Annotated in this window: 6 protein-coding genes and 1 pseudogene; 5 read left to right on the top strand and 2 right to left on the bottom strand. The window is 57.8% G+C overall.

Features of this window, described 5'->3' with window-relative positions:
* Positions 1-809 precede the first annotated feature (809 nt).
* Positions 810-2,021, top strand: coding sequence for a hypothetical protein (locus RIF23_RS18510; protein WP_310913861.1), 1,212 nt, complete (start codon positions 810-812; stop codon positions 2,019-2,021).
* Positions 2,022-2,246: 225 nt separating this feature from the next.
* A pseudogene (locus RIF23_RS20925) lies at positions 2,247-3,485 on the top strand (IS701 family transposase); the annotation flags it as partial.
* A gap of 67 nt (positions 3,486-3,552) precedes the next feature.
* Here RIF23_RS20925 and RIF23_RS18495 read toward each other — a convergent pair.
* Positions 3,553-3,933 (bottom strand): hypothetical protein, encoded by a 381-nt coding sequence (locus RIF23_RS18495; RefSeq protein ID WP_310913859.1) that lies wholly within the window; start codon positions 3,931-3,933, stop codon positions 3,553-3,555.
* Between the two features lie 474 nt (positions 3,934-4,407).
* Between RIF23_RS18495 and RIF23_RS18490 the strand changes: the two genes are divergently transcribed.
* The 3 genes from RIF23_RS18490 to RIF23_RS18480 all read left to right on the top strand — a co-directional run bounded on the left by RIF23_RS18490 (position 4,408) and on the right by RIF23_RS18480 (position 9,238).
* Positions 4,408-4,731 carry a hypothetical protein gene (locus tag RIF23_RS18490; RefSeq protein WP_310913858.1) on the top strand — a complete coding sequence of 108 codons (324 nt, stop codon included), beginning with the start codon at positions 4,408-4,410 and terminating at the stop codon, positions 4,729-4,731.
* A gap of 42 nt (positions 4,732-4,773) precedes the next feature.
* The gene (locus RIF23_RS18485; RefSeq protein ID WP_310913857.1) at positions 4,774-7,227 is read left to right on the top strand and encodes a TPR repeat region-containing protein; all 2,454 of its coding nucleotides are present in this window, start codon (positions 4,774-4,776) and stop codon (positions 7,225-7,227) included.
* A gap of 781 nt (positions 7,228-8,008) precedes the next feature.
* Complete coding sequence (locus tag RIF23_RS18480) at positions 8,009-9,238, top strand: hypothetical protein (RefSeq protein ID WP_310913856.1); 1,230 nt, start codon at positions 8,009-8,011, stop codon at positions 9,236-9,238.
* Between the two features lie 418 nt (positions 9,239-9,656).
* Here the strand turns inward: RIF23_RS18480 and RIF23_RS18475 are convergent, their stop codons facing one another.
* Positions 9,657-11,990, bottom strand: a complete 2,334-nt coding sequence (locus RIF23_RS18475) for a tetratricopeptide repeat protein (protein ID WP_310913855.1) — start codon at positions 11,988-11,990, stop codon at positions 9,657-9,659.
* Positions 11,991-12,299 lie beyond the last annotated feature (309 nt).

Genomic DNA, 12,299 nt, shown 5'->3' with positions numbered 1-12,299 from the left:
TGCGGGTCAAGCTGGCTTGGACAATTCGGTGTTCAGGGTGCTGGAACTGGGGCGTTCGGTCGTCGCTGGGCGGAAGTTGCCATGGTCGATGTTGGGGAGGGGCTGCGCCATCGTTATGTCGTACAGCAGTGCGAGGCACTGGTGCGAAGCGTTGTCGCTGAGGAACGGTCAGCCGTCTATGTCCGTGGCGGGGTGCTGCTGCACGAACGCCGTGTGATTGGTGCGCTGCTGCTCGCGTCCCCCGGCCAGGTTAAGGAGAGGGTCCCTCGCGGTGGAGGAGGCAGGCCAGCAGTACAGTCCGCCGGGCTGCATGTCTCGCCTCTGAACGCTCTGGAGGCGGCGGTGCTGTTCGGCAGGACGGGCGGGGTTCACGCCACAGCGCTCCTGCTGGCCACCCACCACACTCGGGCTTTCGAAGCAAGAGCGGCAGTTGGGGGGCGAGCCGTTTCCCTCTGGTGAAAGATCACTAGTTCACTTCCAGGGTGTGAAGCAGATCCTCCCGCACCAGGAGTGGGACTGGATGGTGTCTATGTCGACCGCCTTTACAACCTACACCCACACCTGCCTTGACCATCATGGTCCCACTTACTGAGGGTTGTGTGCGGAGATGAGTCCCCTGTGCTTCTCCCGCGGTGGGGACGAACGAGAATCGAGATAGCTGGGAAAGTGGATGACGACGACACGATACAGGAATCCGTGCTCCCGGTGTAGCGCGAACGGAAATCTACAGCAGTAAGGAAGTTGGCGAGGTCATCGATGGAGTGCCAGCCAAGTCATCCCTGCGGAGCATAGTATATCCCTGAATGGTCATGAAAAAAGTCGTATTTGCGTCCATCTCGTTTGTCGTTTCGATTGCGCTCTTTTGTGGCGTTATGGGATGGAATTTATGGCTGGAGGGTAGATACGCCGAAACGGGGGATGAGGATATAAATCTGCTGGTTGGGAGCGAACAGATCGAGGTGGTTGAGAGAGTCGCTAGAGATTATTACGGGGGAGATCTGGTACGAGTAGTTCCCTTTTCTGGTGGGGGACTGGCGGTGTTCACAGATGGTGTTGTGGCAGTTAACCCTGTGACGGAGGAGCCGCTGTGGTCGTTTATTGTCCCGGGGAGGCAGGTGGACATTGAACAAACACCGATAGACACCATAAATCCCTGGGCTCCAGGTATCACGGCTAAATTACAGCCGGTCGTGTTGCGATACTCGGGATCTTTGATCCACAGGTTGGTCGAAGTCAGCCCAGAAACAGGAGAGGTTGTTGGAAATCAGTGGTCCGTGGTGCGGGACCCATGGAGCGATAACGTTGATGCAGTGAGTCCGGTTGGGTGGATTAATGTCAGCGAACGTGAGGTCCAGTCCACCGTGTTGGAATGGCAGCCTGGAAGTGAGTACATTGAGGATTGGGCGACTCGTATTCCCGAGGAATGTGAGTCAATCTCCTCGGATGACGTTGTTGCCTTGAGTAATGTCGTTGCTGTTGGGATGGTGTGCTCTGAAGTTGAAGGAGACGTTGTCCGTCTCATGGGACTTCATGTCAATAATGGTGATGTGGTGTGGGCAAGAAAGTGGGATGGAGATCAAGTTCCAGAGTTGAGGAGAGCGAACCCCTACACGATTCCCGACATTGGTATGGATCAACCGGTTTGGGATGTGGCGCGTAATGAAATCGACGGGTCCTACTCTCTGATCAACGAACGTAATGGTGAGGAGTATGACCTGGAGGACCGGCTACAAGGTTCGTGGCATGACTATATTACTCCCCCCCAAGAAAAAGGTAGTGATTCATTGTCAGACACGATAATCCTCGGGGGTCAACTCGTATTTAGTCAGGGCATGACTGTTCCTATTTTCTATGAGCTAGTGGATCGGGGTATTATTGATTTTGACCCCGAGGGGAATCCGGAGCTTACGAGTAGATACCGTGATTGCGATGAGTGTCTGGTTCAGACGATTCATGACAATAATACACCCATGACGGTAGATGTCAGTTCACAAATGAAGTCTGAATTGGAAAATCTATGAATCCATTTATGGAGGATTATGTAGAACGTAGTCTGAAGAAGTGGAGCGCTCGGACTGCATGAAAGGCAGTGGCGTAGTATTCCAGTTGTAGATCTGGTTTGCTCTGATCTGGAGCCGTTTGTCTGAGATGGCAGCACGGCAAGCCGCTGATCTAGGGGTTCACCGGACACGCAGACGGCCACCGCGTGATCATCGGTGGTTGTGAAGACAACGAAGACCCCGGCGGTGGCCGCTGAACTCAGCGTAGCGGCCCGACGCTGGCCACACCGGCTGAACGACCTGATCCACACGATCTCCCCCAGGCTGGCCCGCCCCGCTGGCGCGTAAGAACTGCTGGACCCTGGCCGGACACGCCGGTCACACCAGCCCCTACCGCTTCCAACACCTGCTGGCACGCGCCAGGGTGGACGAAGAAGACCTGATCGTCGACCTACACACCTACGCCCGCACCTACCTGGGAGAACAGGATGCGGTCCTGGTCGTGGACGAACCGGCGACCTGAAGAAGGACACCACAACCGTCGGTGTCCAACGCCAGTACACCGGAACCGCCGGCCGCATCGAGAACGCTCTGGTCGCGGTCTACCTCGCCTACGCCACCGGCGCCGGCCACGCCCTGATCGACCACCGCCTCGACCTGCCCCGGGCCTGGACCGAGGAGCCCCAGCGCCTCCACGCGGCCGGGGCCCCGACCACGTGGACGTCGCAACCAAACCCGAACGCACCCAGCCGATGATCACCGCCGCCGAGGCCAACGGTACCCCAGCGACGGGGGTGACCCCTGATGAGGTCTACGGCCAAAATTTCCCTCTGCGCCAGGCCCTGGAGCAACAGCGGGTCGGTTACGTGATGACCGTGCCGCACACCGAGCGTATCCTGCTATCCCGCCGGTCGGTCACTGTCGGTGAGCTGGCGGAGCCCCTGCCTCACCAGGCGTGGCAGAAGCGTTCGGGCGGTAGCGGGGCCAAAGGCCAGCGCTTCTTCGAGTGGGCCCTCATCGAGGCCGAGCCCGGTCCCGAGGGGGCGGTGGGTGTTGATACGCCGCAACCGCACCAGCGGTGAGCTGGCCTTCTATCGGTGTTACGCATCCCAGGCGGTGCCTCTTCAACGTTTGGTGGCTGTTGCCGGGCGCCGGTGGGCGGTCGAGGAAGGCTTCCAGCAAGGCAAGGACTTGGCCGAGTTGGATGAGCACCAGGTCAGGACATGGACTTCCTGGCAGCGGTGGAGCCTGTTTTCGATGCTGGCCTATGCGTTTGTGGCGGCCATGGCCGCCGAGGGCCGCAGACAGAACCCGCCTTCGAATGCTTTGATCGCGTTGACCTGCAATGAGATCGTCCATCTGCTCAACGCTGTGTTCGCCCAAGAGACCGATACCGAGCACGTGCTGGGCTGGTTACGGTTCAGACGCCCGCATCAAGCCATCGCCCGCCAGTGCCATTACCGCAGACAGGCCGCCCGAGAACCACGACAAACCGGATCTACAACTGGAGTACTCCAGGTCTCCAAATCCGCATCTGTGCGGGTATGTGGTCTCAGGAGAACCTTGACGGTTTGTCGACGGGTGATGCTTGACGTTTTTCCTGGGTTCCCATGCCTTTGACGTAGAGGCGTGTGACGGGGGTGGGGTTCTTGCGGGGGCGCACGGCGATCTCTTCTTCCCCGTGCAGGACCCGTAGGTGGGTGTCCTCGACGACGACGGTGACCAGCGTGCCGCGGTGGCGGGGACCGAGCTTGATGTACTGGTTGGCGACCGAGATCCGGCCGCTGGCGTGGACCTTGCGTTGGGCGCGCAGGGATCCGGCGGGCAGCGATTGGCGCGAGGTCCCGTCGCGCTGCAACCTTCCGATCGTCGATCCACCCAGAACCTCACACACCGCCCGGTAGCGGTATTCCGCCACGGTCTGCTGATCCATGCCCGCCCCACATCCCCAGACACGACCTCTCCAGGGACAAGCATGGCGCGCAACAGTCAACCGTGTCCTGAGAACGATCACTTAAGGAAGTCCCGAGACCACACATTGGCAGGGGATCGAGTGATACGGGCAAGGCGAGGGCCAGACACGCATGGTGCGAGCGTGATCGAAGCTTTCGAACAGGTCTCTCCAAGTGAAGGACCCATGTTCCGAGGTGGTGGGTACGGCTCTCGAAGTCATCGCTGACCGCAGTGAATCCCCTCGGAACTACCGATACCACTCCCAGCATGATCCAACCGATCGTTCAGTGAGGGGTTGGTGGAGCGGACTCTACAATCGCATACCGCAAGATCAACAAATGCGGGGTGGATATCCTCACATCACGTTTCATGGCTCCCCGTTCTCACGGTAGACGTGTGGACTGCTATCCTCCTGGCGGTTTCTAAGACTGAACTCAGGTTAAGGGGATGAGCTATGAGTGAGGAAGGGTATGGCGGAAATCGAGCAGAAGCGTGGGAGGATACAGAACAGGTGATCGGTCACCTGGAGTCGATGAGCAATCTGAAAACGAGATTTGAGGACATCATGGAGGGAGTTAGATCTGCCACTAAGGGAGTAATGTCAGCTCCCGTGAACTTTGGATATCACATGTTCGAAGGAGAATACATGAGCTATGTCACTACAGTCGAAACAGAAAGTCAAAATTTGGTTGACAATATTAGAAATGGAGTTGTTGAGCTAACCCTGGCGGATGACTCCTCAGCGGAGGAGTATCAAGGGGTCAATAATCAGAGATAGTGGATGTGGCTATGATTTATATTTAAATTAATAGGAGATTCTGTGGATGAATACGAAGAGAAGCTCTACAACGCCAATCTAAAAGTTGTTGGTGAGCTAGGTGCGTCTCATCTTACCTTGGAAGTCGATGACACTGACTCGGATGAAGCCGCCCTGCGCGAAAACGCTGACGAGATGTTCAACCTTGCTCTGGAAATCCTAGGTGAGGCGTCCACAACGATTGAGGCCTTCAACGCTTCAGCCAGCAACTTCACCGATCCAATACGATTTCCGATTCAGGATCGCGGCGCGATCACAGAACAGAAATGGATGGATGCGGCTGCGAGTCTCATCTACTGCTACGGAGTGACCAAAAAATGGGCAGATGCGGTTGAGTCATTTAAAACAGAACGGCGAAGAATCATTGATGAATGGGAGGATAATGTTAATTCGGTAATAAAGTCGACCAGCAATGTTCTGGCAGGGGAACAAGAGGCACAATATGAACTGATGTCGACGGAGGAGTTATTTTCTGCTATCGATCATCTTGGAGACCAGAAAAGGGATCGTTGGCTGGAGAATTATCGCAACGTCTCCGAATTTGAGAATGCTGCCGACGACTATGGGGATCTTCTTCGTGAAGGGATGAGCTATTCGAACTTTCAGGAGCTCACAGGAGTGGAAGGTCCTCTGCGCTGGGCTGCATTCAATGTCCTCGGTTTCGACGAAGCTCCTGTACCTGACATAGACCTGGACTCTGTGGATCCAGTCGAGCACGCCGACCAGCTGGACGAGTACTTGGGTGATGACGGTGCTGAACCCGACAGTGACTTCTGGGAGGGAATTGCTGTACTTGCGGCTATTGGAAGTTCTCACCGAGGCACCTATAGTAGTAATAACAAGGATATCAGATATCTAGAAGATTTCTTTGGTCGCCTCGATGAAATTTCTAGGGAAGAATATCCGACAATTTCTCTTTCTGAATATTTAATTGCCAATGGTTCATTGGGGAGTGATGCTCTATCTCCATTTTCTAACGGATTACTTCTTCTTTCTGACGAGCATAATGGCGGTGGTTTCGAATATCTTCCCGAAGATATTCAGAATATCGCATTGGGTCCCTTGGATGGAGATTATCCACGAGATGGAGCGGAAGAAAGATCAGAGTACTATCTCCCTGATTTTTGGAGACGTGACGTAAATAGTTTTGGCCAATTAATGTCATATTCCGATGTGGATAGAGCGGGGGGAACTGAGTTCTCGATCAACCTAACATCAGTTCTGGGTGAATATATGCGTCGTGACGACAATTTCGATATCTGGGGAGATGCGTGGCCAGACAGAGAAAACACAAATGAAGACAACATTGCCAGTATTCTCGATGTGGCTACGAGAAATGAAGAGGCAAATCATTCAGTAATCACGGGAAATGGTCCATACAGTCATCCTAACTATAATGATCCCGAAAGAATTTTAGAAGGGCTTTGGGGATATGACTGGAATTCGGATAATGAAGGCGCAGTATCAGGTCTCACCAACTGGATCCAGGAATCAGCGCATAGTGAGAGTGGTAGTGACCGAACACGTGCCCGTGAGGCATCAGAATCGATCATAGAATACCTTAGTGATCTCTCAGATTCGGGACTAGGGGGGATACTTCGTATGAACACGGAGGGAGATAATTCTGGAAGAGGGTTTGCTGAGTATAATCCCGAGATTGCCGGTGATATATCAGGAATATTCTTCACTTATATAGAGGATGTTTCTCATGGAGGGTATCACGAATCTGAAGAAATAGAAGGTGATTCGAGTACTCGACAAGGAGATGCTTTACGAGTAAATTCCGATGATATGACGGATTTTCTCCAGGTGTTCATGGCGAATGAAGAAATATCTCAGAACATCTTCTCGGGAGGCGCGGAAAAGGAGATTTCCCTATTTTACGAGGCGTCGAATGCTGAAGATAGATCAGAAGTTCGCGAGGCAGGCGAACGAGCGGGAAGGATGCAAAGGATAATACAAGAAGCATTTATCAACGAAATGGAAGAAAGGGAGGTCGACGAAGAAGAATACGCGGCAGAAGCACTCCAAAAATGGAGAGGTGGATATGCAGGTGCAGGTATAGCAGCTTCTGTTGGCTTTGGTGCAGTTCCAGTTATTGGTCCTATGATGGCGGCAGGAGGGGGCGCAGTTATATCAACAGCTAGCATAGCAACCGAAGATCAATTTGTAAATTTTGTCGAATCCCAGGAATGGCATGATCAAATAGATATACCTGATATATCTGAAGACAAGTCAGAAATCTCAGATGCGGTGGATTCCATTTACGAACAACAGCTAGATGAAGATAGAGTTGACCCCACAGTTTTGGGTTCATATGAGGCAGATGCCAGGCTAGAGGATAGAATAAACGTGTACAATGATATTTTCGAAGAAAATGAAATAGATGATGACAGTGAGGACTCATTTGTTCGATATTACCAAAAATATCGAGACCATGGAAGAGAGGAAGAGTAGTGAAAGTTTCTCAGCGAGTTTAGGTGATCCAGCCGAGTTCGAGGTGGGGGGTGCGCCGCAGGCAACGATGAGGACGTCCAGGTGGCTGGGGCTGGCATGCTTGCAGGGGTTTCCAGCGTTGGGTAGGGCGATGTGGCGTTTGGCTAGGGAGTGTAGCGCGCGGTGTAGGCGGTTGAATGTGCGGTTGTCGGTTGGGGGTCGGTTCCGTGGGTGGGTTTTGCTTGAACGGGGGGAGGATGTCGGTACCGGTGTGTGGCAATCGGGGGCGGCCAGGAGAGCGGCAGTCTGGGTGCACACGCAGGCAAGTCGCCGAGGGCGAGGCATGGCGTAGGTTGCCGCCGAAGCCGCGGGCCGTGCCCGAGTACCAGGCGTCGATCTGTTTGCCCTGGATGCTGATGGTCTTCTCGCGGGCAGCGGTCGGTGACACGGATCGTGCCGTGCAGCTCCAGGTGAACCAGGCCCTGGGGTGGGCGCGGTGCAGGGATTGGTTCAGTCGGGCGCTTGGGCGATGAGGACGTCGATGCCGTCGTGCATGTAGCGGTAGGCGGTGGACGGGAGACGGGAAAGGCGACGCCGTATCCAGCAATGGCGGGCTGCTCGCGGAACCAGGCCAGGACGAACGATACCTGGCGGCGGCAGGCCTGCGGGGCGGGGCTTGTTCCCAGAAGGCGAAGTTCGGCACGCAGCTGGATATAGGAGTTACCCTTTCCAGGGATTTATCTATGTCACACACGAAAATATGATATTTGTGATGTCTGTTCAATGTCGGAAAGTATATCGAATGTTGAATAAGCCAATAGCAGTATTGGTAATTATTTCATTGGTTTCGTCTGATTGTTCATATAGTCCTGAGTATATTCACGAGGTTATTGAGGAGGTGGTGGCGGGTCGGAATGTGATGTCACATGATGGGTATCATGCGGTCATGGAGAATATAGAGAATATTGCTGGTGGTGATGTCGACCAGAGTATGGCGACGGGCGCTGGGGTTGTTTTTGTCAACGGTGACACGGTGGCCAGCATCAATCCAGACACCATGGACATATCGTGGCGGTTCACCCTACCTGATCAGGAAATAGAAGTTTCCCATGTTCCTACGATGCCTGGAGTTTCCATGGAGCTCCAACGCCTGGCTGTTACTTATGATGATTTTGGGATACTGGGTAAACGGGAGAACTATCTGCTGCTGGATGTCTACAGTGGGGAAGTCCTGGAGAAACAGCATTGGTGGTGGCCGGAGGAGAGCCCCAGCGACAGGATTGATCGTGTGACGACCAACGCTGTCTGGTCTTTTGATGAGGGCGAATTGGCCATGCGCTCACTTGAAGACGGAGACGATATTTGGGATCCGGACTTCCCTGATGGATGTGAAGTTTCAAGGTCAATCAATTATAACCAAGATGTCGAGTATGGTCGCGACTTTTCTTTCGTTCCTATGGAATGCCCTTCCAGCGAGGAAGTTGGATTTGCGCTAATTAATGACAATGAAGGGGGATATTATCCAGACGAGGTGTATGAAAAATGGCGCGGAACTACCCCGCCAGACATCAACATAGTAAATATGTATGAGAATATTGACCATGATATCCCCAATCCATTTGTTGAAATTGGGCATCATGAAAAAGATAAAACATATTTGGCCTACGAAGCCATCGGAGGAAACATGAATTTCTTGTGGGCGAATCGATTTGGGGGGATTGAAGATTATCTAAACACTCCAATTTCTGTTGACGAAGAAGAGGCCCCCTCTTATGTCATTGTTGATAATTCTTGGTATATGAATATCTCGCTTGGAATGGCTGTCGCAGAAATTGGATACCAGGAAGGGAGGTTTACCCGTCAAGAAGTCATGGACTGGTCCTCCGAGTGGAGCACCACCAGATCCACAGACCCCTCGGAGGAGCATTGGCCCCCAAATAGTGCGCTCGATATCATGCCTCCGCATGGAGACATTGGTCCGGATGATTATAGTGGCGTGATGTTCGAAGTATTCGAGTTGCGGCCGGATTGAGGCGTTCTCAACCTCGTTTGCTTCGGGGAGTCGGGCAAAAACGGCATAGCGGCGCGGAGTCGACATCGCGGAAGCGGCCGACGCACACGCAAAGCCCCTGGCAGGAACAGGTCTGCCACGATCGCGTTCCGATCCCCAGAGGCTATGCGTTGGCCACCGAGTCGCCATGCTCACCGTCGCCCGGCCTGGGGGCGCACTCCGCGCGCCGTCGGGCCGCCCACCATCGCACGATCGGCACCCCGCGTGCGGGCGCCAACAGCCCGTCTGGCCGGCGGTGCTGGTGCTGCGCTGATTACGCGCGGCCGGCTGCGTGCACCGCCGGGCCGCCGACGCCGGGGTCTCCCCGCGGCCCCTGCACGAGGTCCTCGACACGTGCCGCACCCAGGGGAGTGACCCCGTGATCCTGGACGCCACTCTGTCAGGATGCCTTCTTCGCACGGCGCCACCACCGGCGGGCCTCTGCCCGCGCACCCCGCTTATACAACAGCGCCGCCAGATTACGCATGGCATGGGCGGTGCCGGCCTCGGCGGCACGCCGATACCATGCCTCCGCCGCATCCGGCCTGCCCTGTTCCGAAAGCAGGACCCCGAGGTTGACCATCGCGTGGAGGCTGCCCTCCTCGATCGCACGCCGGTACCAGAACGCCGCCTGCTCGGTGTCGCCCTGCTGGTGCAGCAGCTCCCCAAGACCGCCGCAGCCGTTCGTGTCCCCCTCCAGAGCTACCCGCAGGACCCAATGCTCCGCCTCCGCGAACTGCCTCGCCTCCTTGCAGGCCAGGCCCAGATTGAACATGGCGGGGGCATAGCCCTGCTGTGCCGCACGGCCCCACCAGTCCGCCGCCCCGGCGGTGTCCCCCCGGGCGCTGTGCAGGACACCGAGATTGAACATGGCGACAGCGTCGCCATTCCCGGCGGCTCGGCGATGCCATGCCTCCGCCTCGTCCGTTGCGCCTTGATCATGCAGATGTACGCCGAGCGCGGTCATGGCGCCGGCCTCGTCAAGTTCGGCAGCGCGACGCAGCCAGTGCTCCGCTTCCTCGCTGCGGTCGCGCTCCTCCAGCAGCAGACCGAGAGACAGCATGCTTCGCGGGCTGCCGTCGGCAGTGGAGCGGCGCAGCCACTGTTCGGCTTCGTCGAGCCTGCCGTTCCCCTGGAGGAACACCCCGAGGTTGCGCATGGCCGCGGTGTCCCCGTCCCCGTCCGCTGCGGCACGACGCCACCATGCCGCCGCGGTGTCAAGGTCACCGTCCTCCATCAGCTGGAGGCCGAGAATGACCATCCCGGTGGTGTTGCCCTCCTCGGCAGCCCGCCGATACCAGCGCTGCGCTTCAGCCTCGTGTCCCTGGTCGCTTTCCAACCGGCCCAGCCAGTTCATGGCCTCGCTCTCGCCTGCGGCCGCGGCGCGGCCATACCATTCCGCCGCTCCATCGAAGTCACCCCGGGCGTAGAAGACGTGTCCGAGGTTGAACATGGCCCGCGTGTTTCCCGTTGCCGCGATCGGGAGCCAGGCGTGTTCGGCGATATCGGCACGGTCGTGTACGTAGGCGGACGCACCGATGACGAGACGGTCCATGTCCTCGGCGAGGTGGAGTGCCGCCTGCCACGTGGCATCGGGGATCGGGGCGTCGGTGGTGAGATAGTCGAAGGCCCGCCAGGTCGTACCCGCGTGATCGGCGGGGACCAAAAGTCCAGCAGTTCCGCTACGCACCTCGGTGGCCCACGACCACGCCGCGCCCACCGGCTCCGGCAGCGGAGGCGGGCCGGGAAGGTACGCCTCGTGGGCGGACAGGATCTGGTCTCGGGTCAGCGGCGCGGACAGACCGACACGCTCCAGGTCCACCGCCGCAGCCACCACGGCGAAACCCCGCGGGTTACTCCCCTCGGCCGCCGCCAGCCAGGTTTCCTCAAGCCGGGGACCAGCGGCGAGATACTCGGCCACTCCGAAACGGAGATCGTCCGCGGCGGCCATCAACCGGTCGTCGCCAGAGTCGCGCGCACGATCGCGTTCCGCGGCACTCCAATCGCGGTGCACCCGCAGCGCGGGCCCCCGCAGTACCGGCGTCCCGAGCGTGTCCGGATCCCCGGTGGCAGCGGGCCGAAGCAGCTCCAACCGGTCCTGCCGGATCGTGGCCGCCACGATCACGTTGGCTCGGGCAAGGCGATCCACCAGCGCTGGGTCCAGCCCTGCGGCACCCAGTCGACGGTCCAGATCGTCCAGCCACAAAACCCATCCCTGCGGGGCCCGGTCCTTCCGGGCGTGCAGCCACTCCGGCAGACCGGTCAAGTCGGCATGCTCCGGGGGATGCACCAGTATCCGTTCGGGCAGTCGGCGTTGCACCGCCTCAACCAGGGACCGGGATTTGCCCGCCGTGGAGGGTCCAGTCACCAACACCAGCGCCGACTGAGAGCCGTCGCCGGCGGCGTCCAGGGCCGCGTCCAGCTCACTGTCCACCTCGCGGGGGACATACGAGGGCAACCCCTCCCGGCGCGTGGTCGGAAGCGCCGCGTGTACCCCAAGCGCGCGCGGATCGACCCGGGTGACAGGGATCGGATCGTCATCAACCCATGCTGGCGCCTCGGGGGCGCGCCCTCCCGGAACCGCGGTGCTGGGAGGGCGGTCGCGCGGCCCCGACAGCAGCGCCACGACCAGCGCGACCACGGCCACGGCGAAGGAGCCGACCCCGGCGGCCCAGGAGACCTCCTCCAAACCCGGTAGGGCCACGCCCGCGGCCAGCACTGCCAGGGCTGCCACGACCGCCGCTCCCGAGATCCACGCCCAAGGGTGTCGCATATGGCGCATTGTTTCGCGACCGTGGTGATTCGGGCTACCCACGGCGGGGGTGGGGGTACGGGCCTCCACGTGTTTCGCCGTGGAGCCGCGCGTTCACTCCTGGGCGGGGGCTGCCGCGGGGTGTGATGTTGCCGGTGGTTTTCGCGGGTGCGTGCGGTGGGGTCATCATTCGGCACCGGAGCCACCTGGGGAGTGTTGGGGTGGGGTGGTTGGTTACGGACGTCGCGCCGTGTCGGCAGCCCACAACCACGACGGCGCGGGATGTGTTCC

Origin of the sequence: Lipingzhangella rawalii, assembly GCF_031628175.1 — a bacterium.
Classification (GTDB): domain Bacteria; phylum Actinomycetota; class Actinomycetes; order Streptosporangiales; family Streptosporangiaceae; genus Lipingzhangella_A; species Lipingzhangella_A rawalii.
The sequence above is the reverse complement of the archived record's forward strand: the minus strand, read 5'-3'. Positions and strand labels throughout refer to the sequence as shown.

Coding starts and splice junctions, on each gene's coding strand:
- RIF23_RS18510 (WP_310913861.1), top strand. CDS start 810: ATGAAAAAAGTCGTATTTGCGTCCATCTCGTTTGTCGTTTCGATTGCG.
- RIF23_RS18495 (WP_310913859.1), bottom strand. CDS start 3,933: ATGGATCAGCAGACCGTGGCGGAATACCGCTACCGGGCGGTGTGTGAG.
- RIF23_RS18480 (WP_310913856.1), top strand. CDS start 8,009: ATGTTGAATAAGCCAATAGCAGTATTGGTAATTATTTCATTGGTTTCG.
- RIF23_RS18490 (WP_310913858.1), top strand. CDS start 4,408: ATGAGTGAGGAAGGGTATGGCGGAAATCGAGCAGAAGCGTGGGAGGAT.